The following is a 23,603-nucleotide window of genomic DNA, read 5'->3' as shown; positions in this document are numbered from 1 at the left end:
CGCAGAATTCTGCTCTCCGCACTGCGCCGCCCACGGGTACTGCTGTGGACCGCGGCCGGTGCGGTGGCCCTCGCGTTCCTGATCGCACTGGAGATCGCCGCACGCCACTACGGCCTGCCCGGACCGATCGCCAACCAGGCGCGCGAAGTGCTCTTCGCCCCCAAGTCGGGCCCGCTGCTGTACGCCAGCATGGCGCTGATGATGGTGGTCCTCACCTGGCGCCAGCGCGCCGTCGCGGCCGCCGCCGCCGTCGGGATCGACCTCGTCTTCTTCCTGGTGCGCTGGATCGTCGGCGCCGACATGATGTTCGGCAACGGCGCGCTGTGGGTGATCCTGGGATACGGGGCCATCGCCCTGACCCGCCGCACCGGCCAGGAACGCGTCCTGCTGCTCAAGGGCGTCGGCCTGGGCCTGCTCCTGGTGGCCGGCCGCAAGACCGGCGACACCTGGCTGCTGATCACCTCCAAGACCCGCCCCACCGTCCTGGACCAGTACGTGGCCACCGCCGACCACGCCCTGGGCAACCCGTCCTGGCTGGCCGGCCGCATCGTCGAGGCCACCGGCCCCGTCGGCGCGCACGTCCTTGACTGGGTCTACATCCAGCTCGCGGTCGCCGCGGTCGCCGTCTCCCTCTACCAGCTGCGCAACGTGGCCACCGAGCGCCGCTTCCCCGGCCACTACCTGGTGCGCACCTTCCTGGTCATCGGCCTCCTGGGACCGGCCATCTACATGATCTTCCCGGTGGTCGGCCCGATCTTCACCTACGGCACCGGCGCCTTCGGCACCGGCGGCCAGCAGTGGGCGCTGGCCGACCTGTGGCCCCACACCCCGCCACCGCTGGGCACCCCGCACGCCATACCGTTCGACGAGATCACCCCCCGCAACTGCATGCCCAGCCTGCACACGGCATGGGCCACCGCGATCTTCATCCACTCCCGCAAGGGCCCGCGCCTGCTGCGCTACGCCGGCACGTTCTGGCTGATCGCCACCCTCGGCGCGACCCTGGGATTCGGCTATCACTACGGCGCCGACATCGTCGCCGGCGTGGTCTTCGCCTTCACCATCGACGCGGCCCTGCGCGCCCTGGACCGCGGCTGGGACCGCTCGGGAATCCTGCTGGTCGTCCACGGCACGGTCGTCTTCACGCTGATGCTGGTCTCCTACCGCTATCTGCCGGTGCAGATGGCCGACCACCCGTGGATATTCGGACCGCTCCTCGTCCTGGCGATGATCTCGGTGATCCACGGTTACGTACGGACCACCCGGCTGTGGGAACCCAAGACCGCACCGGCCCAGCAACCAGAACCCCAGCCCGAAATGGCGTGAGCACGCAAACACCGGAACACGACAGGAATACGGGAGCGGGTGAGCGCAGCGGCTAGGGCCTGTCCGGCGGATCATGCCGCGGGCCGCGGGGTCTGGCACTTCCCCAAGCTCTCGGCTTCGCTCGAGCAGGGGAGACCCCAACCCTGCGGCGTTGTCGTCGGTTGTCAACTCCCCCGAGCTCTCGGCTCCGCTCGAGCAGGGGGCACCCCCATCGCGTTGCCGCCCTCCTCCGCCTTGCATCTCGACGCACCAGACCCCGCTCACCTGCACCGACGGGTGGCCGCCACCCCGCCGCGACCTGATCCGCCGGACAGGCCCTAGCGCGGCGTGCTCTCATCCGCCCGGAACGGGCCGCCGTGGCCGGGCACGATCAGATCCGCCGCGGCCAGCACCCGCAGCCGGGAGGCGCGCAGCACCCCCAGGTCGGGCGCCACCGGGTCCTGCGCCGGGCCCTTGGCGTGCCACCACAGGTCACCGGCGAAAGCGACCACCCCCGAGTCCGTGCCCGCCAGCAGCGTGATGTCCTCCGGGCTGTGGCCCGGCGTGCGGATCAGCCGCAGCGACGGAGTGAGCTCGTAGCCCTCGGCGTCCCGGTTGTGCCACTGATCACCTTGGTACTCCACCTTGTGGTCGTGCACCCGGGCCCGCCCGAACAGGCCCACGTTCATGGTGTTGTCCGGGTGGTGATGGCTGAGCACGACATCGGTGATGTCCTCGGGGCCAAGGCCCAGCTCCCGCAGCGGGCCCAGGATGTCCTCGCGGCTCGCCACCATGCCCGGATCGAAGATCACATGCCGTCCGGCATCGGACACGTAGGAGACGGTGGCGGCGACCCCGGGGCCGGTGGAGCCGACGTAACCGGTGGTCAAAATCGTGTATACGGCGCTGCGGCCGAGCGGTGCGTCTGTCATGTCCCTCATCCTTGCGGCCGCCCCGACCGCTCACGAGTGGCACATCTGCCGCTGATCGCAGGATTACTGCCACACCGGCTGCCACACTGTGCGCGTGCCCCCCTTCACCACCGTCGCCGCCTACGCCCCGCCCGGAGCCGGCCTGCTCGCCGCCGGCATCGTCGCCGAGACCTTCGGCCCGCACGGCACGGCACTGCCCGGCTTCGACTTCGCCCTGTGCACCGACCGCCCGGGCCCCCTCGCCACCGACGTCGGCATCCCGCTCACCCTCACCCACGGCCTGGACCGCCTCGCCCGCGCCGACCTCGTGATCGCCCTGCCCGGGGCGGCCTTCCGCACACCACCCAACCCCGCCGTACTCGACGCCCTGAACACCGCCCACCGGCGCGGCGCCCTGATCGCCGCCCACTGCGTGGGCACCTTCACACTGGCCGCCGCCGGACTCCTGGACGGCCGGCGGGCCACCACCCACTGGCGGTTCGCCGACCTGCTCGCCCGCCGCCACCCCGCCGTCACCGTCGAACCCGACGCCCTCTACATCGACGAAGGCCGCATCGTCACCGGCGCCGGAGCCGCCGCCGGCTTCGACCTCTGCCTGCACCTGATCCGCAGGGAACACGGCGCCGCGATGGCCAACGCCGTCGCCCGGGACGTGGTACTGCCCTCCCACCGCGACGGCGGCCAGGCCCAGTACCTGGCCGCCCCCACCCCCCAGGACTGCCACGACGAACACCTCACCGACGTGCTGGCCTGGGCCCGCGAAAACCTTCACCGGCCGCTGCCCGTCACCGAACTGGCCCGCCGCGCCGTCATGAGCAAACGCTCCTTCGCCCGCCGCTTCACCGCCGCCACCGGCACCACCCCCCACGCCTGGCTGCGCACCCTGCGCCTGAGCAGCGCCGAAGAACTCCTGGAAACCACCGACCTGCCCGTCGAGGAGATCGCCCGCCGCGTCGGCTACGGCAGCGCGGCCGTCCTGCGCGAACAGTTCGTACGCCGCAGGGGAGTACCGCCCCGCTCCTACCGCCGCTCCTTCACCACCACACCCTGAGAGCCTGTCTTTGAACCCCCGCCTGCGCCCCGACGCCCGGCACGCACGCTCGCCGCACGGCGCCCCCGGACAGGTGGCTCCGCCACATGACCGGGGGCGCCGCACGCCGATCGCACGCACCGAACGCCGCTGCGCCCGCGCTCCGCGCGGACGACGGGGGTTCAAAGACAGGCTCTGAGACGCGGCACGGGCCGCCACCAAACGAAAAGGCCGCCGCTCCCGGTGGAGCGGCGGCCAGGAACAGGGCCGGCTGAACGCGCAGGAGGCCTCCTACGACACCAGAGCGGTGTCACCCCCGGCGGGGGAGACGGCCAGCTGGCTGCGGGCGGCCGTGAGGGCGGCACCGATGTCGCGGGTCCCGGTCGACACGCACAGCGTGTAGGCGACGTCCTCCACCCGCTGGAGGGCCTCCTTGGTGCCCTTCTCGGCATGCAGGGCGCGCAGCGTCTCGTACTGCTCGACCAGGTTCTTCAGCACCACGGGATGTGCCATCAGCATCAGAGGCCTCCTCATAGCCACTACTCGCAGGGGGGATGCACCGCCCCTTGTGCCCCCGATTCAGATCGGCATTCCCCCACAATTCAGCATTGTCACCCCCACCGCCAGGACCCTCCAGTCGAGCCCCGCACCCCACCAAACGGCCGGGGGCGGCGACGGCCCGTGCTCCGCCACCGCCCCCGGCCGACCGGGCCGGGCCCCGCACCTCACAGGGCGGGGCTGAACCGCTCCCAGGCCCGGTGCCCGGCAAGCAGGCCGGTGACCGTGCGCAGCACGGCCTCGGGGGAGTCACCGCTGACCACGCCCGCCGCGTCCGCGGGCAGCCCCGCCGCCTCCAGGGCGGCAGCTCCCCGCCCCCAGGCCCCCAGCGCCTTGCCGTGCCGGAACGCCTCGGTGAGCATCAGCAGCAGCCGCGGCTCGATGCCGGTCGCCCGGGCCGCGCCGTCGTCGACCTTGGCATCCCGCGCCCCGTACGCGTCGGGCGCCGGGGCGGGGGTCCCGGCCAGCAGGATGGCGTCGAACTCGATGGACCGGGCGGTGGTGAAGGTGCGCTGCACGGTCACCGGGTCGCCGTCCGGGTCCAGGGTGCCGCCGGCCGGGGCGATGACCAGGGGAACCATCCCGGCGTCCAGGACCGCCCGGCGCACCGTGCGCACCCCGTCCAGGTCGCTGACGCCGTCGGTGACGATGCCGACGATCCGCCCGTCGACCGGCCACTCCTGGCCCAGCTGGGACAGCGCGGGGCTCGGCTCGACCGCGGCGAGCGGCGCGGACGGCTCCGGCACCGGCAGGCCCAGGCCCGCGGCGACCTGCGCGCACAGCTCCGGGTCGATGTTGGCGAGCACGTTCAGGCCCCGCTTCTTGATCCCCTCGTTCCAGCACTTGCCGAGCTCGAAGGTGTAGGCGGCGGCGATGTGCTCGCGCTCGGGGGGCGTCATGCTGAGCCAGAACTGCCGCGGCTGGCTGAAGTGGTCGTCGAAGGTGGCCGCCGCGTCACGCACCTTGCGTGAGGCCGGCACCTCGGCCGGCACCTCGATGTAGGCCCCGGTGTCCGCACCCGCCAGGAAGGGACAGCCCCCGTCCACCGAGTTGGGCCGGTAGGGCGCGGCGCCCCGGTGCACGGCTGTCTGGTGCATGCCGTCGCGCAGCATGTCGTTGACGGGCGCGTGGGTGCGGTTGATCGGCAGCTGGCCGAAGTTGGGGCCGCCCAGCCGGCTGATCTGGGTGTCCAGGTAGGAGAAGAGCCGCCCCTGCAGCAGCGGGTCGTCGGTGACGTCGATGCCCGGCACGAGATGGCCCGGGTGGAAGGCGACCTGCTCGGTCTCGGCGAAGTAGTTCGAGGGATTGGCGTTCAGCGTCATCAGACCGATCGGGCGGACCGGCGCCAGCTCCTCGGGCACGATCTTCGTCGGATCCAGCAGATCGATGCCCTCGAACATCTGGTCCTCGGTGTCGGGGAAGGTCTGGACACCCAGCTCCCACTCCGGGAAGGCACCGGCCTCGATCGCGTCGGCGAGGTCACGGCGGTGGAAGTCGGGATCCACCCCGCCGGTGATCTGCGCCTCCTCCCACACCTGCGAATGCACGCCCAGGCGCGGCTTCCAGTGGAACTTCACCAGCGTGGTGGCGCCTTCGGCGTTGACCAGCCGGAAGGTGTGGACGCCGAAGCCCTCCATCATCCGGTAGGAGCGCGGGATGCCCCGGTCCGACATGTTCCACAGCGTGTGGTGGGTGGCCTCGGTGTGCAGGGTGACGAAGTCCCAGAACGTGTCGTGGGCACTCTGCGCCTGCGGGATCTCCCGGTCCGGATGCGGCTTCCCGGCATGGATGATGTCGGGAAACTTGATCGCGTCCTGGATGAAGAACACCGGAATGTTGTTGCCGACCAGGTCGAAGACGCCCTCGTCGGTGTAGAACTTCGTCGCGAAGCCACGGGTGTCGCGCACCGTGTCGGCCGAGCCGCGCGAGCCGAGCACGGTGGAAAAACGCACGTACACCGGCGTCTCGACCCCCTCGGCGAGAAACCCCGCCTTGGTGATCCCCGCGGCACTGCCGTACGCCCGGAACACCCCGTGCGCCGCCGCCCCGCGGGCATGCACCACCCGCTCGGGAATCCGCTCGTGGTCGAAGTGGGTGATCTTCTCCCGCAGGTGGTGGTCCTGCAGCAGCACCGGCCCGCGCGGCCCCGCCTTCAGCGAATGATCCGTCTCGTACAGGCGCGCCCCCTGCGCGGTGGTCAGGTAGGCCCCCTCCTGGGCGACCTTGTCCTGCGGCACCCCGGTGGGCTGCCCCGTGGGGCTGTACGTATCCGGACCACGCTGGTCGGCCTTGGGCGGCAACGGCTCACGCGGCCGGGTGGGCTCCTCCACCGGCGCCGCCTCAGGGCCCGGCGCACCGGGAATCTCATTACCGGACCGCATGGCGTCCTGGACCTTCTCCACAGCCTTCTCCGCGGCGGCCGCCACCGGGTTCTTCTTCTCGCTCACTGGTTTCCGATCGTTCGACGGGACCGTGCCACGCACCGGCGTACGTGACACGCGGCAGGGGCGATATCGCGTGACGACCGGTACCCCACGACTTCTTGTGGGACACATGTACTGCGCCGTCCGGGGCGCCCTCACCCACTCCGCCGACCGGCCGCCCCACGGCGGCACCCATCAGATCCGTCAGCCGTACAGGGGCTGCGGAGTCAGCCTCGCGCTACAGCGCATCCCGGGCCGAGAAGGACTGGCCCGGCTCGGCACGGCGGCATCCACCAGATCCGTCAGCCGTACAGGGGATGCGGAGTCGGCCTCGCGCCACGCGCACCCCGGCCCGAGAAGGGTTCGGCTCGGACGGCCGGGGCCGCCGGCGGACCGGCCGGGCAGGACACAACCTGCCGGGCCGGCCTGCCGTCACCTGCCCACCGGTACCGACGCCGATGCTGGTGCCGGTGCAGTCGCTGCCGGCATCAGCGCAAGACAGCCCCGCCCGGCATTCCCGCCCACGCCACAGCGCCCGGCCCGACCGGCCCGGGCGTGCCGCGGCGGTGGTGTCATGCGCCGGCCGACGCGGGCTGCTCCTGGCCCTGGCCCTGCTCCCGCTCCCGCTCCTGCTGCTCGGCCTGCGCCGGTGCCGCCTGCTCCGACACCGCCGCGCCGGCGGTGTAGAAGACGGACGAGCCCTGCTTGCTGCGCTGGGCCTGGCTTTTGGCGACCAGCCCTTCGAGGGTGGTGCGCACCACGGTCGTCTTGACGCTGCGCTCAGGGTGAGCCTGCCCCAGGGCGGTGGCGATCTCGGCCGCCGAACGCGGCTCGCTCTGCTCGGCGAGGTGACCACGGATCAGCTCGACCAGCGTCGGCTGCGCCGTCTTCCCGGACTCGGCCTTCCCGGCCCCCTTCCCGCTGGCCGCCTTCTCGCCGGCCGTCTTACCCGCGCTCGCCTTCCCGGCGCTCGGCTTCCCCGCGCTCGTCTTCCCTGCGTTCGTCTTCCCGGCGGTGTCGCGCCGGGGCTGGGAAGCGGCCTTCTTCCCCTGCGTCCGCTTGCCCGCGCCGGACCCGGAGGTCTTCTTCCCGGCGTCGCGGGGGGCGGGGACAGCGGCCCGCTCCGGCAGGACCGCGGGCTCCACCGGCGCCGGGGCCGCGTCGAGGGCCTGCTGGATGCTGACCAGCACCGCGTGGTCGCGCTGATGGGCCGCCAACTGCTCTTGCAAGGCGGCGATTTCCGCCCCGATGCGGTGCTGTTCCTTGGTGTTGCGTTCGAGGTCGGCGTGGACTTGAGCGGAGTACTGCGATGTCAGTTCGGTGGCGGAAACGTTCTCGGACATGGGGCGCACAACCTTTCCCGGGCCTGAGGCCGGAGTTGAAGAGCCTGCTGCACATGTGTGCCTCCCGAGACCGGGGCCGGGCCGGGGCCTGGCGGCGCGGCAACGGGATCCAGTGCACAGATGCCCTGACACAGCGATAGTACGGACAACCGGAGCGGCCCATTCTCCTTGAGCGTGCGGTGAACTGCCCCCGGCTTGCAAAGATCCGGCAACGCAGGCAGGGCTGCCAACTGCTCGAAGAGCTCTGCCGACTGGTGAGACAGCATGCGTCGCCCCCGGGCACCTGGTCCAGGGCCGTGACATCAATGCCGACTGCCACCCCGCAGGCGATGCCGCTCAACTCCCGTGAAAAAGCAGCCGCATTGGCAGTGACCGCACACACCTACGGGCCTCACGGGTCGTCGCGCTGGCCTGGGGGGTGGCGCACTCGATCGACGTGGCCGACTGCACGGCAGGCAAGCGCTACTGTTCGACGGAGCCCGGCAGGGAAGAGCACAACGGCAGGGACATACTCCTCATGGTCGGCGGCTTCGCGGCCGTGTTCCCAGGAGTTCTCCTCGCCCTGCGCGGCGCGGACTGGCGCTCTTTGCTGGGCCTGCCCGCAGGCGCGGTGGTCGGCAGCGCGATCGCCTTGTCCATCGACCAGGAACAGGGCATCTGGCTCTTCACGGGCGGCCTCGTGGTCATCTGCTCCGTCCTCGTCATCCCCTTCCGCCGCCTGGTGATCGAGTGGGCGAGGAGCGGCACGAGCAGCACGAGCGGCACAGCGGTCTGACTCGACCGGGTCCTTCATCTCCTTCAGCACTGAGCCCCGGCACGCATCGCGTGCCGGGGCTCAGTGCTGTCCGGGACAGAAAAACAGATGTGGTCGTGGGGCCTAGTAGGGGCCGTTCACGTTGTCGATCGAGCCGTACCGGTCGGCCGCGTAGTTGCAGGCGGCGGTGATGTTGGCGACCGGGTCGAAGCTGTCCACCGAGGTGCCGGGCACGTGGTACGCGGAGAACGTGGGGCCGATGACCTGCAGGAGGCCCTTGGAGGGGGTTCCGGCGACAGCGTTGGAGTCCCAGTTGTTGATGGCCATCGGGTTGCCGGAGGACTCGCGCATGATGTTGCGGTGGATGCCCTCGTAGGAGCCGGGGATGCCGTGCTGGGCCATGATGTCGAGCGATTCCCGGATCCAGCCGTCCAGGTTGTTGGCGTAGGACTTCTTCGCCGGGGCGGCGGCGGGCTCGGCGGCGGCCGCGTCGTCGCGCTTCGACCGGTCCGCCCGCTCAGCGGACGCCTCGGCGGACTCCTTGCCCAGGGTGAGCTTCAGACCGGGGTGGATCAGCGCCGGGTCGCCACCGAGGACGCCGCGGTTGTCCTCGTACAGCTTCTTCCAGCCGCCGCTCACGGAGTGCTCCCGGGCGATCTCGGCGAGGGAGTCACCCGCGACGACGACATAGGTCTTCGGCGCCGCGGCGGGCTTGGCGGCCGCGCCGGCAGGCGCCGCGGCGGCCGTGGTCGCGCCGAGCACCGGCAGAACGAGCACGGCGCCGCCCGTGCCGGCGGCGGCGATGCCCCGGGTGAGCGAGCTGGACTTGGGACGGCGGTGCTTACCCTTTGCGGGCATGACGAATTCCTCTCCGTCGCCTGCGGGGTGAGCTGTCGGGTTCGGACGGGAGATGTCCGGTCGCTGGGCATGCGACTTCACCCCGAGCCGTCCCGGAACCGGGATCGGCGGCTTACCTGGGTCCCCCGCTCCTGCCGTGCGTAAGTGAGTGGGTGGGCGAGTTTCCGGACAGCGGCAGGATTCGGCGTTCCATCCGGATTGACGGTGACGTTAGGCGAGAAACCCCGTGCCGAACAAGACCGGAATTCCGGCGAAGGGAATGCGCGAGGGCAAATCCCGGCGACCGGAACCCCGCCCCCTCTTTGATCGAAAACCCAACTCACTTTGCGCTGAACGAAAAACCGCTCAGCGGCTCGCGGAGCCACGGACCCGCGAGCGTGACACATTTCACTGGGCAGCGGCAGCGCGGTATTCCGCTCAACTACCCCACAGAGCAGGCAAACCCCGCATATGCTCTTAACTGCTCAATAAGTAAAATTTGCTCGAATACGGACACCCGCAAAGGTGGCATTCCGCACCAGAACGGTCATCTTGCCCCCGAGGTTCCGGAAGTCTGGAGACAGGGAGGACATCGGCTCACCCGGCACGCACGCGAATCATCCCGGCGGCCTTACCGCCGGCAGACCGCCGCACGCCACCTGCACTGCTCCCATCGAGTCAGCCCCAACCCTCACCTTCAGGTCTACGGCGGACACCTCGTCAACAATGCTTCCGGCACGGCCCTTTGGGCGGCTGACATCCCGTTTCAGCCGGTCCCCGAAAGGAATGGCGGCCGCCGACGCGGGAGTGGACGCTTTAATTGCGCGATTTCAGCAGCCAGTACGGACAGTACGGAACGGCCAGGTTGTCGCCTCCTTTCACGGAACCGTGAACTCCATGGCCGGAAAAGGAAAACCTCCCCACCACCTCCGCCCCACCCCTTTCTGACGAAGGGACTTCCTCAAGGAACCTCCTCAGAGGGCTTCCTTCCGACGACGAGTCAGCTACGCCCAAAGCCGCTCGGCGACCACCGTGGTGTGCGGGCCGTCCGAAGTGGCGTACTGTTGGGTCTACCGACGCGGGGTGGAGCAGCTCGGTAGCTCGCTGGGCTCATAACCCAGAGGTCGCAGGTTCAAATCCTGTCCCCGCTACTGCAACAGCAGGGTCCGGATCCCACGTGGATCCGGACCCTGCTGCGTATGTACGACCCCGACCTGGAGTTGAGTGCCTGCCCCTGCCGCCGGGGGGACGGGCACCTTCCCGGCAGGGATCACGTACGCGGAAGTGGTGTCCGCCCTGGACAGGGCCAACTGCCCCTGGGCGCCCTACCCTCCGCCGACCTTCGGCACCCAGTGCTCGCTCGTGGCGCTCCCCTCCCGGGCGAACTTCACCTTCGAGGTCCTCGAGGGCGGAGAACCCGTGCTGAACGTCATGGGCCTGCCGCCCGACGGACACGACTGCTGCACACGGACCGCGGACCGAGCCCCCTGACACACATGCGACAGGCGATAGGTGTCCTGCGACAGGCGACAGGCGACAGGCGACATGCGACATGTGCCGCGGGCCGTCGCACAACCATTGGCCCACCCCGCCGGTCAAACGCGCGTCACGCACAGCAAGATCCGATGGGGGAGTCTTGAAGAAGTTCACGGCAGCGCTGTCCACGGGCCTCGTGGTCTGCACTGCCACACTGGTCGCCGCACCCGCGGCGCACGCAGGCGACGGCGATTCGCGCAGCCGCACGGAGACCCTGCAGGAGGGCGGCAAGATATACGCCCTCTACGAGCACATGTCCGCGCGTTTCCACCCCAAGGACGTCACGCTCCAGATTCACGCGAAGAACGACCCCGAGGTCCTGGCCCGCCTCCGCCTGGACGGCACCGAGACCTGCCCCGACTCGGGCGAGTGCTACGAGGCCACCTTCCGGTCCGAGCCGGTCACCCTGCCCGCCATGGGTGCCTACGTGATCGACGTCGTGGCGCGGGAAGGCCGGCCCAACGAGGTCGTCCAGCGCTCCACCGGCTACCTCAACTACGGCCTCAGTCCCAAGCTGACCCTCACCAGCAAACACCCGTGGATCTCCTACGACAAACCTTCCGTCAAGGTCACCGGGTCCCTGGTGGCCGAGGACCCCAACACCCACGAGGTGAAGCCCTTCGCGGGAGTGGGCATGTACTACCGCGCCCGGGAGGCCCGCAGCGAGGGATGGGTGTGGACGAACGAGGAGGGACGCTTCACGACCTCCGGGTACTTCGGCCAGTCCAGCACCGACACCACCTACGAGTACATGTTCGACCAGCAGTACGAGTCGCTCACCCTGCCCTTCCGCAAGCAGGAACTGAAGTTCACGGTCGACGCGCCCGTCGGCACGGTCACCGCCCCCTACGGCAGTGACATCCCCGTCCGCGGCAGGCTCAGCCGCATCGCCGACGACGGCACGCAGAAGCCGCTCGCCGACGGGGTGGAGATCGTCACCGGGGGCGTGGGAGGCACGACAAAGACCGTGGTGAGCGGCGAGGACGGCGTCTTCTCCACGGGATACACCGTCAAACAGAGCGGACCGGTCGCCGTCCGGCCGACCACGTCGAGCTGGTTCACGGCGCCGTCCCCGCACTCCTTCACGCTGGCCACACCCCCGCGCACGAGCAAGCTGTCGGATGTGAAGGCCAAGGTGAGCAAGTACCGCAAGGTCACCTTCACCGGCGAACTCGGCGTCACCCAGGGCTCGTTCCCGGCGGGAACCACGGCGCAGGTCTCCATCGACCACCGCCCCGAGGGAGGATCCTGGACCAGCACCGGCACCTTCGACGCCACCTACGGCGCCTCCTTCACCGCCTCCTCGCCGAAGAAGGCCGACTCCGGCTCCCAGTGGCGGCTGCGCCTGGTCAACGCGGGCGTGAACAGCCCGAGTCTCAAGCTGGGCCGCACCTACACAAAGGTCTGGAACGACGGTGTCACGCCCGAGGGCGTGCGCAAGGGCACGAAGGTCACCGCCAAGGGCGGCCTGATGCGGAAGCCGGGATCCACCTGGCGTCCGTACGGCGGGCAGACGATTCGCGTCTGGTTCAAGGCCGCGGCCACCGGCTCCGCGTGGAAGGAACTGGGCAGCACCAAGACGCTGAGCGACGGCACGTTCAGCAAGAAGTTCACCGCCCAGCAGGACGGCACCTGGCAGATGCGCTACACCGACACGGTCACTACCCACTACGCGGACTACGGCCGTGAGGACTACGTCGACGTCCGCTAGCCCACCCCGAGGTCCGCGCCCCGATCCGGGGCACTGACACCCACCCACGAGGCGGCCCCGCCGGACACCGTCCGAGGGGGCCGCCTTCGTCAAAGGACGGCACAACCCCCCTGCTATCGTGCGCCGATGCCATCGATCAGACAGTTCCAGGTCACCTTCGACTGCGCCGACCCCGAGCGCGTCGCCCGCTTCTGGTGCGAGGTGCTGGGATACGTCCTGCCGCCGCCACCGGAAGGCTTCGCCACCTGGGAGGCGTACAACCGCACCCAGCCTCCCGAGACCCAGGGCTCATGGGCCGCCTGCATCGACCCCTCAGGCGTAGGCCCCCGCCTGTACTTCCAGCGCGTGCCCGAAGGCAAGGCCGCCAAGAACCGCGTGCACCTCGACGTGCGGACAGGCACCGGCCTGGCGGGCGAAGAGCGCCTCGCCGTCCTGGAGGCCGAATGCGCACGCCTGGTCGCACTCGGCGCGGTACGCGTACAACTGCTGGAGGCGGACGAGGAGAACGAGTCCTGCATCGCGATGCAGGACATCGAAGGCAACGAGTTCTGCATCGACTGAGCCCCCGCCACACCGAGCCCCACCCCCCGTCCAGTGACGAGCCGGCCGGGCACCCTGCTCCGGGCCGCCCTGTTCGTACTGGAACTCACCCCTGGCCTGCACGCCACCAACCCGTGGCTGCCCGCGGCGGCGGTCACCCTGCTCGGGATCGTGGCGAACCTGGTGACGGACCGAGTGGAGTCACGCAAGAAGTAGGTCCGGCCCTCGGCCACGGAGTCACCGCAGTGCCGCCGCCGAGGGCCGGCCGTCGAAGATCAGCCGCCGAAGGTCACGACGAGCCGGCCGTCCGCCGCGTAGGACCACCTCAGGGCCCCGGCATAGGCCGAGCACCGGGATCCGTTCGTGCCGGACCAGAACTGGTTCGAGCCGTCGGCGTCACCGACGGTCTTGTCGTTGGACCCGCTGCCGCTGCGGCACGAGGTGTTGCCACGGAACACCGATGTCCCCGCGTCCCAGGAGAAGTTGCGCTCGGCGTTGTCGATGCTGACGTTGTCGGACACCGTCATCGTGCCGGGATTGCGGTTGAAGGTGAAGCCGTGCTTGCCGTTGTCGTAGGCGATGCTGCGCCGGATGACGTGGTTGACCTTGATGTCCTCGCCGCCGAGCTTGTAGCCGTTGCGGTCGCCGTTGCCGGCCTGCGATCCGTCGCTGAGCGTGCCGTTGTGGTGAGCGAGGGAGTCCTCGACGGTCACCGGTCCGATGGGGCCCGTGTCGGTCTTGGTGTAGAGGTCCCAGCCGTCGTCGATGTTGTTGTGGGCCACGGCGTAGCGGAAGACGTTCCCGGAGCCGACGGTGAGCTTCGCGGCGAACCCGTCGGCGTCCTCGCCGTCGGAGTCGGCGTTGTCGTGCGACTCCGCGCTCAGCACGAGGTTGTTGGAGGGCCACTGGTCCTTGGGCGTGGTGGAGGCCATCCGCGAGAGCTGCAGCCCCGTGTCCCGGTTGAAGCGCGTCACCGTGCGCTCGATGACGTTGTTGCTGCCGCCGACGAAGATCCCGTTGTCACCGGCCCGCTCGACGACGATGCCCTTGATGTGCCAGTACGAGGCGTTGACGGCGAGCCCACGGTTCGCCGGGTCCTCACTCATCGCCGAGAAGTCCAGTACCGGGCTCTCCCCGGGGTAGGCCAGCAGCTTCTTGCGGGCGCCGGCAGTCCCGTCGTTCCCCGGCGGAATGGTCACCGTCTTGGAGAACCCGTAGGTCCCGCCGCGCAGATAGATCGTCCCGTCGGCGGGGACGCGGGCGATCGCCGAAGTGAGCGTCGTCGGGTCCGCCTGGGTGCCGGCCGCGCCGTCCTTGCCGTTCGGCGCCACGTACAGGGCGGTGCCCGAGGGAGGCGGCGTGTCGCCGGTCTCGACGTCGACGTAGTCGAGGTTGGGCAGCCCGCCCGCGCCGGTCGGGCTGAGGCGGACGGTGTTGCCGCCCGCCTTCAGGGGCACCGTCACGGTCTTGGTCACCCACGTCCCCCACGTACTGGTGCCCTCGAACGAGGCCGAGGCGGCCACCGAGCCGTTCACCACGACGTCCGCGGGGCGTGCGGCGGTGCCCCCGTTGGCGAAGCGGACTTTCAAGGTCGCCGTGCCCGCGGCGGAGGCGTTCACGGTGAACTGCGCATAGGCACCCGCCGCGTTGGTGCCGTTGCAGAATCCGCTGCCCGAGTACCCGGACCAGTCGGAGTCGATGGTGCCGGTGCAGACCGTCGGCGACACCTCGGCCTCGTAACGGCTGGACGCGGCGTGCGCCGTGGTGCCGCCCAACGCGACAAGCGTGCCGGCCAGCAGGCCGACGGACGCTGCAACGGGTCTCAGCTGCATCCTGTTCCTCCAGGTTGGTGGGTTCGGGTTGGCGGGTTCGCCCCCGCCGGAAAGCCGTGCAGCAGTCCAGGGAACGGTGCCGTCGGAGCGGGTGACGTGACGGCGCGGACAACCGGGCGCGCGGACGGTTCGACTACATGAACGTGCCAGGGATCCGGGTATCGCATCCATACAGGGAAAGCGCTTTCCCTGGAAGCTAGAGGCTGACCATGAGCGCGTCAATAGACGGGTATCTGATTCTCGTCCGGCTACATGAACTCGCCCAGGTGCAGAGCGATTTGGGACTACGCGGGCTGCACGGGCTATGGGCACGACCCGTTGGCGCCGCCGGCTGGTGCGGACGGTTACCGCACCGCGTCGCTGTTGTGGCGGGTACCGCAGGGTCACAGGGCCACAGGCGACCGTGGCCGGTCAACGTTCGTATCCGGCAACACGACGCTCCGGCACGTCTCCCGCCTCTCGAGGCTGGAGTATCTCCTCATTCGCTCACCCGGCCCGCGACTGCCGGAGCCGTACCGACAACTCACCTCGGAGGTGGCCTGGGGGAGAGGTGTCCCCACCGAGCTTGGTCAGCACATTCCCGACGTGCGTCTTCACCGTCTCCAGGCTTCCCCTGCACGACCGCGCGACCTGTACTGGTCCACCCAGCCGGAACTCGGCCCAGCTCGCACCAACACCAATCCGCCCTGCGAACCGACACGGTTCGCAGGGCGGACTTCGTTCGTTCAGGCCGTGGGCACGCGGTCCAGGAACCCGTGCACGGTACGGATGCGGCCGTCGTCGGCCAGCGTGATGACGTCGAACCCGGCGACGGGCGCGGACCCGTCCGCGAGCGACACGAGCTCCCAGGTGAAGCGCGCGATGTCGTGGTGCCCGTCGACCGTGCCGGTCCGGCGGAACTCGAAGCCGGGGAACTGCTCGTGGGCCCCGTTGATCACGGCGGCGACGCCCTCGTGCCCGGAGACGTCGGCCAGCGGGTCCGTGTAGCTGCCGTCCTCGGTCCAGGCGGCGGCCACGGCCTTGGTGATGTTCTCGGTGCCCTCCACGTTCCAGGCCTCGAAGTAGCGGGCGACGGCGGTCTCGTACGCGGCGGTGTCGTGTGCGGTCATGGCGGTTCGGCCTCCTGTGAGGTGGTTCTCGTCCTGCGGGGCGATGACGCAAGACTGCCGCCCGGCCGCACGGTGGTCGATTACGTCCGGGGTAATGAGGCACCGGCAGAAGGCGGGTGGTGGCGCAGCCGACGACGGCCCTCCACGACGCTCGCGGCCCGCGCCTGCCCAGTGCGCAGACACGGCGCTGCGGGCAGGGGTGGACGGCTGCGAGAAGGGAACCAAGCCCCGCCGTTCAGCCGCTGAGGCGGCGGCCTTGTGTTGCCTTCTCGTGGGCGACGAGTTCATCCGGCGTGCCGAGAAAAGCGGGGCCGCAACCGGCCGGCAGGCGTTCCACGACCATGGCAACGGCTTGCGCGGCCGTCGCGGCGGGCCCCACGGTCTGCGAGCGCAAAGGTCCCGATACCCAGTAGCCGCCGTCGGCTGCGGGTTGGATGTAGGGGATGTCCCACGTCCACCGTTGTTCGGTGCACCGGCTGAAGTGCATGCCCGACGCTGGTCCTCTGGTCGCTCCAGGACGGCCTGGAAGAGCTGTACGGTGATCCCCGCGCGATCTGGCGCCGGTGGGCCCAGGACGTCCGCGGTCACGGCATCGAGTCCGGGCATCATGTCGCCGAAGAGGCGCCCGAAGTGCTGGCCTCTGCACTTACTGACTTCCTTCAGCAGGGCTCACTTGAGTAGCGCTCCGCAGCACCCTTTCAAGCAACAGCGTGTGTCTGTCGGTTCGGACAGCGACAGCGGGTCTGTGCTGGGCAGCCCTCCTGTTGAGCGACCGGCGGCGGGCGCCTCGCTACCCTGTGCTGCTGTGACTGGCCCTGTGCAGCTTCCGCTGCTGTTCCTCGACGTCGACGGACCGCTTATCCCGTTCGGAGCGGAGCCGCAGCAGTATCCGACGTATGAGCTCGGCCCCCACTTGCGTGGGGTCAATGCGAGCCCGCTCCTGACCAGGATCAATCCTCAGCACGGGGCCAAGCTGGCCGCGCTTCCCTGTGAGGTGGTCTGGGCCACGACGTGGATGGATGAAGCAAACGAGTGCATCGCTCCGCTGCTCGGTCTTCAGCAGCTCGCCGTGGTCGCCTGGCCGGAGCCGTCGGACGCCGATGACCAGGACGCACGCGATGGGCTGCACTGGAAGACCCGTGCCCTTGTCGACTGGGCGGCAGGACGGCCGTTCGTATGGGTCGATGACGAGGTAACGGGCACGGACCGGGCCTGGATCGCCGCCCGTCATGGGGACCGCGCCCTGGTCCACCGAGTCGATGCCCGCCTTGGCCTCACCGATGGCGACTATGCAACTCTCGCCGCGTGGCTGCGACAACCATTCGGGGCGGAGGACCGCCAGCAGCACATGGTGGCCGGCCAACACCCCGACGACGGTGAGCCGTTCAGCGAGAACCTGGACTAGCCAGCCAGCCAGCCAGCCAGCCAGCCAGCCAGCCAGCCAGCCGGCTGGCCGGCCTTGGCCGCTTCCTCGGCTCGGGCTCGGACTGAGACTCGGGTGGGGACAAGGCGGTAGACAGACACCTCACACCGTCAACCGGTCAAGCCGGGCCGTATGACGCCGGTACAGCCTGCGGGCTGTTCGCTTTCAGGCCGCGGGATCGGAGGCCTCCGATCTGCCAGGAGCTCTCACAGGAGCCTCACGTTCGTGCAGCCGTGCCGGGCCGCGGACCGCTCGGCGAAGTCCCGCAGGGCTGTTCGCGCGTACCGGCGCTGAGGTGCGGGGTCGTTGTCTGTGTCCTGAGTCGTTGGTCATCGGCGAAGGTGCCGTAATAGGCGGACAGGCGGAACAGGGGCCGGCCTTGGGCGTCGACCAACAGGCAGTCCTCGACGGGTGCGTGGCCTAGACGGGTGCGTGGCCTACCGGGGTGCCATGGGCACGCGTGATCACCCAGCCCGGCCGGATGCCCGCACACGTACCCCCCGGCCCGGGCCAGAGCCGGCGCGTCCTGGTAAATCCGGCGCCCGCGGTCGAGGGGCGCGACACGCTCGATGCGGCCGCCGGGACGGGCATCACAGCCGTACTCACGGGCGGCGGCCTGCGCGGTCTGCGTCGCGAACCGGGCCAGCCGCACACGCTGCGCAGCTTCCTTGTACGGACGCGAGCCCCGGCTCGTCACGAACAGAGACAGGCTGTCCCCGGCGCGCGGCCAGTCTTGTTCCGGCATGCAAGGACAACGGTGGCCGTCGCACCGTCCTCCCCGTTGGGGTTCACGATGCCCGACCAGCCCCGGCCGATCGGCACCGGGAGCACAGCGGCGTAGGAGTTGGCCCTGCGCCCGGAGAGAACGTGCGGGCCCCACGCCTTGGAACGCCACTCCATCCGGACCGTCGCCCGCGCTCTGTACTCGCCCGGCCCGTCCGGCCCGCCCGGCGTCCCATCGAGCCAGCACACACATCAGCCACGGACTCCTCATCGCGCCATCGGTCGTAGCCATCACCGAGGAAGAACCAGCCCGCCCCCACGACCGCCAGCAACGCCAGCAACGCCAGCGTAACGGCACCGAAGCCCACGCCCCGGCGCCGCCTCGGCCCTGCCCAACACCGCACCCGGCGCCCCCATTTGGCCTGTGATGACCGCGCACACGACCGTATCAGCGGCCCGCAGCCCGCCCACGGCGTCCACCGCTCCGCAAAGAGAAGCCGAACGGGTTAAAGGCGCAGGTTAAAGAGAGAGGTAAGTGGTGCTACGGTTCGGGCGCGGAAGGAGGCTCACATGGCAACCGAGGAAGAGCTGTTCGCCAACATCGACGCCCTTCTGGAGGAGGAGCCACAGCTCCCGCCCCCGGCAGAGCGCGCCAGACTGCGCCAGGCCGCCGGCATCACGCAGGCCCGCCTCGCCGGCGCGCTGAAGACCACGACGCAGACGGTCAAGAACTGGGAGAACGGCCGTTCCGAACCCAAGCCGCCGCGCCTGGAGGCCTACCAGCGACTGCTGAAGGCATGGGCGGCGAAGCACCCCCTCTACACAGCCCCCGCCACCCCGCCCGCCCCGGCCGCAGCACCCGTGCCACCGCCGGCAGAGCCGAGAACACCCACCGGCCCCGCCGCCCCCGCGACCGCCGACGCGCAGACGGCCACATCCACGCCGGAGACTCCGGCAGCACCCGCGCGTCCCGCGCACCCGGCGACGTCGCGCCGCCCGGCGGCGAAGAGGACCGCCAAGCCTGCCGCCGACCCCCGCTTTCCGCACGGCCCGCTCGCCGTGCTGGACGGTGACGGCTGCGCGTACGCGGCCCACGGGACAGTGCTGGACTGCCCGGCGACCACCGTCATGGACCTGGTGCACTGGACGCTGCGCGACTCCGGTCTCGGCGCCTCCAAGCTGAACCGCCATGGCAAGGACCGTGACCCACTGATCGTGCTGACCGCGGCGGCCGCCGTGAAACTCGGCCTGCCCGAGCGCCTGGAGGGCCACGAGCAGCGCCGCTCCTTGCGCCTGCCGGAGGACCACCTTGTGGTCAAGCAGGTCACCAAGGCGGGATGGAAACTCACCCAGCGCGGGTTCGGACCGTGGGCACGTGTCTTCCTGCCGCCCAAGACCAAGGGCGAAAAGCGCCAGTGCGTGCAGTTCGCCGTCCTGTCGTGGGACGCCCTGGACGCCAGGTCCTGGCCGGGCGTCACAGAAATGGAACCGGCCGACATCGCGCGCGTCCTCGGCCTCTACGCCCAGCGCGTCATCACCCCCTGCGGATCGACCGCGGTCTGCGGGCTGGAACTCATGACCGCCATGCGGCCGCCGACCCGCGCCGTGCAGGACCGCGCCACCGGCACCTGGGTGTCCGGCCACAACCCCGGCAGCCTCGGAGAGGAGCCGGTCGACCCGGCCCCGCCGGAAGCGACCCCGGAACACCCCGTCGTCATCAACTCCGGCTGGAACGGCGGGTTTCTCGACGAAGAGGCCTTTCAATGGGTGCGGTCGGTGGACTCGCTCAGCGGTCACGAGTGCGCACTGCCGTTCGTGGTCGGCCTGGACCTGAACACCGCCTTCCTGGCGGCCGCGGCCCGCCTGGTCGTCGGCCTCAACGCCCCCGACCACTTCCACACCCCGACGTTCAACCCCAAGATCCCCGGCTCCTGGCTGGTCGATCTGTCCCACATCGAACTGGACCCGCGCCTGCCCAGCCCGTTCACACCGGACGGCACCCGCCCCAGCGGCCCGGCCTGGTACCAGACGCACACCGTCGCCTACGCCCAGGAGCTCGGCTACAACGTCGCACCCATCGAGGCCTACCTGCGCCGGGAGACCGGCGGCTACCTGGACCCGTGGCACGAACGCCTCAAGGCGGCCTACGCCGACACCCTCGCCGATCTGGGCGTCACCAAGGACCTGGACGACCACCAGTTCCTGGCCGCGATGGAGCAGCACCAGCAGACCGACCCGGCCCTGGCCGCCGTCCTGGCCGCCATCAAAGCCACGGTCAAGGGCGGAGTCGGCAAGCTCCGGGAGCGCCCGCAGGGCAAGCAGTACCGCGCGGGCGAGCGGTGGCCGGCCCTGGAGCGCCCCACCTGGCGGCCCGACATCCGCGCCGCCGTCATCAGCAAGGCCCGCGTGAACATGCACCGCAAGCTCACCAACATGGTGAAGCTGACCGGCCTGTACCCGCTCGCCGTGCTCTCCGACTGCGTCGTCTACCCCAGCCCCGGCCCCTCACCGCTGGACTTCCTGCCCTACGCCGCCTCCGGCAAGCCGCAACCGGGCGCCTTCCGGCTCGGCACCACGCCGGGCCGGGCGAAGCTGGAGGGCGTCCAGGGCATGGCGTGGGCGGTCGACCTGATGGAGAAGGGCCTCAACCCGGCCCGCCACATCAAGGGCGGCGACGCCGTCCTGGACGAAGGGGAGTAGCGCGGTGGGGGAGATCGAGGACGCCATCGAGCGGGCGGACCGGGAGGCGTTCACCCGCCAGCCGCCCAAGACACTGAAGGCCCAGATCGGCTACCTGCTGCGGCAGTTGGGCAGCGCCAAGGCCGTCGCACAGGAGATCGGTGTCACCGCCGACTCCGTCAACCGCTACCGGCGCGGCGCCCGCAAACACGCCCGCGCCGACATTGCCGCAAAAATCGACAACGCGGTACGCCAACGCTGGCAGCCGCAGGTCCGCAAACGCCGCCGGCGCCAGGCCGCCGCCACCGGCGGCATCACCGTGGAGACCCGCGCCCGTTTCGGGTACACCGCACCCGTCGGTACGACCGATGACGGACGCTTCCGGCGACTGACCGTGCACCTCCCCGCGCCGTACGCGCAGCGCCTGTTCGACGCCCGCGACGCCGGGGCCGGCGACCAGCAGATGCGCGGGATCATCGCCGAAGGGTTCAAGGAAGTCTATTTCCAGGACGGCGGAAGCCGCGCTATGGGACTCTCGGACGTCGAAATCAACGACATCGATTATCTGGATCTCGACTACTAATACTCCAGTGCGGTTTCGTGATCTATCCGCTCGCTTCGTGGGATGGGCGTCGTCGGGAGTGGCTGCGCCTGGCTGTTGCCGGTGGCGTCTGCGCCAGTTCGACCAGTGCAGCAGTCTCGCCGGGGACACGACTGGCGGGTTGAGGACGGCGCTGAATAGGTGGCGGATCTCCGGAACGGTCAGCGAGAGCGGGTTGCTCACCCAGGAGTCATGATCCGGTTCGGGCAACCGGCCGGGGGCCGTATCAGCGGCGACGGCGGCCAGGGGCACTGCAGTGGGTGACCAGCACAGGCAGAACGCGAATCTCCTCGCAGCGGGGTCGCGGCGGATTAGCAGATGGCGATGCTCGCCGGTGCCGATATGGATCCAGGCCCAGTCGTAATAGCGCGGCCCCTTTGCGCCGTTGCCGGCGCTCTGCCGGTGCCAGGCAGTGTCGGGGAGGCGGTCGGCGACCGTGTCCGCACGAATCGGCGTGCGGCCGGAGTTGATCCGGCCCCGGGCGGAGCGGGCGACGCCTTCGAGCTGGCACTGCGACACATCGAAGCGTCAGCCGGCAGCACTGTGGCGCTCGAACGCGACTACTTCTGGTCTGTTGCGGGCGACGAACTCTACGACGTCCCCAACGAACCGAGAACGATCACGATCGGGCAGCTGTCCGAGTCCTGGCAGCACCTTGAGGACCTGCTCGCCGACCCGGACCGAGCCGTGGGCCACCACCTGGTCTGGCTCGCCGATGTCCTCCGCGCGATCGGACAGGAGAACGTCCAGTAGCCGGCTATGCAGGTGTCAGCGGGAGGCGTTTGTTGCTGACTTCGGATGGCGGATGGCGGATGGCGGATGGCGGCCTGAGAGCCTGTGCCGGGCAGGGAACAGCGACCCGGATGAGGAAACCTGACCTGTCGCAGCGAAGGTTGAGTGTTCTCATCGAACGTTGAGTGGTGCCGCCATCAGGAGGACACGGTCAAGGCCAGCGAGGCGACGGCGGTGGCGAAGTAGAAACCGGGGAACGCGAGGTTGTAGAGCACGCGGGCGCGCAGATGGAAGGCGAGCGCGCCCAGGTAGAGCAGGACGAGGCCGCAGGCCGCGGCGGCGCCGAGAGGGCGCAGTGCGGCGTCGTGGAGGCCGAGGAGAAGGCCCGCCGCACCGGCCAGCTTGAGGGCGGCCAGCCGGGGCAGCCAGGATCGAGGGACACCCACCTCCGCCGAGTTGGTCAGTACGAAGCGCGCCCCGGCGAGGTCGGCGGCGGCGCTACCGACGTTCACGGCGGCGGTGAGGAGGGTGACGACGAGGAGCGCGAGCTGGGTACCGGTCATGTCTGCAGGGTCCGCGGGCACCTTGGCACCGTCCAATACCTGCTTCTATAACCTGGTGGCATGGACGTGGACACGCGCCTGCTTCGGTACTTCGCCGCAGTGGCGGAGGAGGGCAGCCTGACCGGGGCAGCGCAGAGGCTGTTCGTCTCGCAGCCTGCGTTGACCAAGCAGATCCGGCGTCTGGAGGAGTGTCTCGGGGTACGGCTCTTCGCGCGTTCGCGGTCGGGGATGGCGCTGACCGAGGCCGGCCGTGAGTTCGCGTCGCGGGTGCCCGCACTGCTGGGCGGCTGGGACGAGGCGGTTCAGGCAACCGGCCGGGCGGCGCGGGTGCTGCGCCTGGGCTTCCTGGACGCGGGCGCGGTGGGTGCCGTCCCCGAGGTCATCGCCGAGTTCCGCCGAGCGCGGCCGGAGTGGCGAGTGGAACTGCGGCAGTTCGACTGGTCGGACCCGAGCGCCGGCCTGGCCCGGGGTGAGGCGGATGCGGCAGTGGTGCGTTTGCCGTTCCCGGGTCAGGAGAGGTGGGCGGTGCGGGAGTTGTTCGTCGAGGAGTGCGGGGTGCTGCTGCCAGCTCGGCATCCGCTGGCGAACAGCGAGACGGTGGAGTTCTGGGAGCTGTGGGACGAGCCGTTCGTCGCGGCCGGAGCCGAGACCGGAGCCTGGAGGGAGCACTGGCTGGCGGCGGAGGAGCGGGACGGGCACCCCGTCCGGGTCGGCGCCGTCACCAGCCGTCCCGACGAGTGGCTCGGAGCGGTGGCGGGCGGCTGCGTGGCACTGGCCCCGGCGTCGGCGGCCCGTTTCTACTCCCACCCGGACGTGGTGTTCCGTCCGGTCCGCGGGGTCTCACCGAGCCGGGTAGGGCTGGCCCGGCCTCGGGGGCGGACGCACGAGGCGGCGCTGGATGAGCTGCTGGAGGCCATGGCGCGGCGACTGAGCCGGAGTTGACGACGGGGCCGACGGACCGCCGGCACGCTG

At 70.1% G+C, this 23,603-nt stretch carries 21 protein-coding genes, 1 tRNA gene, 1 pseudogene and 1 riboswitch; of the genes and pseudogenes, 14 read left to right on the top strand and 9 right to left on the bottom strand.

What is annotated here, in order from left to right:
* Positions 1–6: 6 nt before the first annotated feature.
* Positions 7–1,326, top strand: a complete 1,320-nt coding sequence (locus ACI2L3_RS34305; RefSeq protein WP_404756394.1) for a phosphatase PAP2 family protein — start codon at positions 7–9, stop codon at positions 1,324–1,326.
* Between the two features lie 317 nt (positions 1,327–1,643).
* On the opposite strand, the gene ACI2L3_RS34300 is transcribed toward ACI2L3_RS34305, so the two are convergent.
* Positions 1,644–2,237 (bottom strand): MBL fold metallo-hydrolase, encoded by a 594-nt coding sequence (locus tag ACI2L3_RS34300; protein WP_404756325.1) that lies wholly within the window; start codon positions 2,235–2,237, stop codon positions 1,644–1,646.
* Between the two features lie 94 nt (positions 2,238–2,331).
* On the opposite strand from ACI2L3_RS34300, the gene ACI2L3_RS34295 reads away from it, so the two are divergent.
* Complete coding sequence (locus ACI2L3_RS34295) at positions 2,332–3,288, top strand: GlxA family transcriptional regulator (protein WP_404756324.1); 957 nt, start codon at positions 2,332–2,334, stop codon at positions 3,286–3,288.
* A 270-nt stretch (positions 3,289–3,558) separates the two neighbouring features.
* On the opposite strand, the gene ACI2L3_RS34290 is transcribed toward ACI2L3_RS34295, so the two are convergent.
* The 3 genes from ACI2L3_RS34290 to ACI2L3_RS34280 all read right to left on the bottom strand — a co-directional run bounded on the left by ACI2L3_RS34290 (position 3,559) and on the right by ACI2L3_RS34280 (position 7,591).
* Positions 3,559–3,786 carry a DUF5133 domain-containing protein gene (locus ACI2L3_RS34290; RefSeq protein ID WP_404756323.1) on the bottom strand — a complete coding sequence of 76 codons (228 nt, stop codon included), beginning with the start codon at positions 3,784–3,786 and terminating at the stop codon, positions 3,559–3,561.
* A 206-nt stretch (positions 3,787–3,992) separates the two neighbouring features.
* Complete coding sequence (locus ACI2L3_RS34285) at positions 3,993–6,272, bottom strand: catalase (RefSeq protein ID WP_404756322.1); 2,280 nt, start codon at positions 6,270–6,272, stop codon at positions 3,993–3,995.
* Between the two features lie 548 nt (positions 6,273–6,820).
* A complete protein-coding gene (locus ACI2L3_RS34280) occupies positions 6,821–7,591 on the bottom strand; it encodes a hypothetical protein (protein ID WP_404756321.1) in 771 nt (256 codons plus the stop codon).
* A gap of 418 nt (positions 7,592–8,009) precedes the next feature.
* Here ACI2L3_RS34280 and ACI2L3_RS34275 point away from each other — a divergent pair, with 418 nt between their 5' ends.
* On the top strand, positions 8,010–8,366 hold the full coding sequence (locus ACI2L3_RS34275; RefSeq protein WP_404756320.1) for a hypothetical protein: 357 nt from the start codon (positions 8,010–8,012) through the stop codon (positions 8,364–8,366).
* Between the two features lie 102 nt (positions 8,367–8,468).
* On the opposite strand, the gene ACI2L3_RS34270 is transcribed toward ACI2L3_RS34275, so the two are convergent.
* A complete protein-coding gene (locus tag ACI2L3_RS34270; RefSeq protein WP_404756319.1) occupies positions 8,469–9,203 on the bottom strand; it encodes a transglycosylase SLT domain-containing protein in 735 nt (244 codons plus the stop codon).
* A gap of 4 nt (positions 9,204–9,207) precedes the next feature.
* Positions 9,208–9,372: riboswitch (cyclic di-AMP (ydaO/yuaA leader) on the bottom strand.
* Between the two features lie 887 nt (positions 9,373–10,259).
* Between ACI2L3_RS34270 and ACI2L3_RS34265 the strand changes: the two genes are divergently transcribed.
* The 5 genes from ACI2L3_RS34265 (at position 10,260) to ACI2L3_RS34245 (ending at position 13,185) form a co-directional block, all read left to right on the top strand.
* Positions 10,260–10,333: transfer RNA gene (locus ACI2L3_RS34265), tRNA-Met, on the top strand.
* A gap of 73 nt (positions 10,334–10,406) precedes the next feature.
* The gene (locus ACI2L3_RS34260; protein WP_404756318.1) at positions 10,407–10,673 is read left to right on the top strand and encodes a hypothetical protein; all 267 of its coding nucleotides are present in this window, start codon (positions 10,407–10,409) and stop codon (positions 10,671–10,673) included.
* A gap of 145 nt (positions 10,674–10,818) precedes the next feature.
* A complete protein-coding gene (locus ACI2L3_RS34255) occupies positions 10,819–12,429 on the top strand; it encodes a hypothetical protein (protein ID WP_404756317.1) in 1,611 nt (536 codons plus the stop codon).
* 126 nt (positions 12,430–12,555) lie between these two features.
* A complete protein-coding gene (locus ACI2L3_RS34250) occupies positions 12,556–12,990 on the top strand; it encodes a VOC family protein (protein WP_404756316.1) in 435 nt (144 codons plus the stop codon).
* Between the two features lie 33 nt (positions 12,991–13,023).
* Positions 13,024–13,185 carry a hypothetical protein gene (locus tag ACI2L3_RS34245; RefSeq protein ID WP_404756315.1) on the top strand — a complete coding sequence of 54 codons (162 nt, stop codon included), beginning with the start codon at positions 13,024–13,026 and terminating at the stop codon, positions 13,183–13,185.
* 59 nt (positions 13,186–13,244) lie between these two features.
* On the opposite strand, the gene ACI2L3_RS34240 is transcribed toward ACI2L3_RS34245, so the two are convergent.
* The 3 genes from ACI2L3_RS34240 to ACI2L3_RS34230 all read right to left on the bottom strand — a co-directional run bounded on the left by ACI2L3_RS34240 (position 13,245) and on the right by ACI2L3_RS34230 (position 16,397).
* A complete protein-coding gene (locus ACI2L3_RS34240; RefSeq protein ID WP_404756314.1) occupies positions 13,245–14,801 on the bottom strand; it encodes a carbohydrate-binding protein in 1,557 nt (518 codons plus the stop codon).
* Between the two features lie 725 nt (positions 14,802–15,526).
* A complete protein-coding gene (locus ACI2L3_RS34235) occupies positions 15,527–15,910 on the bottom strand; it encodes a nuclear transport factor 2 family protein (RefSeq protein WP_404756313.1) in 384 nt (127 codons plus the stop codon).
* A 235-nt stretch (positions 15,911–16,145) separates the two neighbouring features.
* A complete protein-coding gene (locus ACI2L3_RS34230) occupies positions 16,146–16,397 on the bottom strand; it encodes a DUF6193 family natural product biosynthesis protein (RefSeq protein ID WP_404756312.1) in 252 nt (83 codons plus the stop codon).
* Here ACI2L3_RS34230 and ACI2L3_RS34225 point away from each other — a divergent pair.
* From ACI2L3_RS34225 to ACI2L3_RS34205, 5 genes and pseudogenes are all read left to right on the top strand, one after another.
* A pseudogene (locus tag ACI2L3_RS34225) lies at positions 16,397–16,591 on the top strand (alpha/beta fold hydrolase); the annotation flags it as partial. The gene ACI2L3_RS34230 and the pseudogene ACI2L3_RS34225 sit on opposite strands and share 1 nt — an antisense overlap.
* Before the next feature lie 124 nt (positions 16,592–16,715).
* Positions 16,716–17,315: an HAD domain-containing protein gene (locus ACI2L3_RS34220; RefSeq protein ID WP_404756311.1), complete on the top strand. Its 600-nt coding sequence runs from the start codon at positions 16,716–16,718 to the stop codon at positions 17,313–17,315.
* Between the two features lie 1,311 nt (positions 17,316–18,626).
* The gene (tap, locus tag ACI2L3_RS34215; RefSeq protein ID WP_404756310.1) at positions 18,627–20,756 is read left to right on the top strand and encodes a telomere-associated protein Tap; all 2,130 of its coding nucleotides are present in this window, start codon (positions 18,627–18,629) and stop codon (positions 20,754–20,756) included.
* Positions 20,757–20,760: 4 nt separating this feature from the next.
* Entirely contained in the window at positions 20,761–21,318 is a 558-nt protein-coding gene (tpg, locus tag ACI2L3_RS34210) for a telomere-protecting terminal protein Tpg (protein ID WP_404756309.1), read from the top strand.
* Positions 21,319–21,738: 420 nt separating this feature from the next.
* Positions 21,739–22,089: a hypothetical protein gene (locus tag ACI2L3_RS34205; RefSeq protein WP_404756308.1), complete on the top strand. Its 351-nt coding sequence runs from the start codon at positions 21,739–21,741 to the stop codon at positions 22,087–22,089.
* 176 nt (positions 22,090–22,265) lie between these two features.
* Here ACI2L3_RS34205 and ACI2L3_RS34200 read toward each other — a convergent pair whose 3' ends face one another.
* Positions 22,266–22,631: a DoxX family protein gene (locus ACI2L3_RS34200; RefSeq protein ID WP_404756307.1), complete on the bottom strand. Its 366-nt coding sequence runs from the start codon at positions 22,629–22,631 to the stop codon at positions 22,266–22,268.
* A 60-nt stretch (positions 22,632–22,691) separates the two neighbouring features.
* Between ACI2L3_RS34200 and ACI2L3_RS34195 the strand changes: the two genes are divergently transcribed.
* Positions 22,692–23,573, top strand: coding sequence for a LysR family transcriptional regulator (locus ACI2L3_RS34195; RefSeq protein ID WP_404756306.1), 882 nt, complete (start codon positions 22,692–22,694; stop codon positions 23,571–23,573).
* Positions 23,574–23,603 lie beyond the last annotated feature (30 nt).

Source organism: Streptomyces sp. NPDC029674, from assembly GCF_044903205.1.
Classification (GTDB): domain Bacteria; phylum Actinomycetota; class Actinomycetes; order Streptomycetales; family Streptomycetaceae; genus Streptomyces.
The sequence above is the reverse complement of the archived record's forward strand: the minus strand, read 5'-3'. Positions and strand labels throughout refer to the sequence as shown.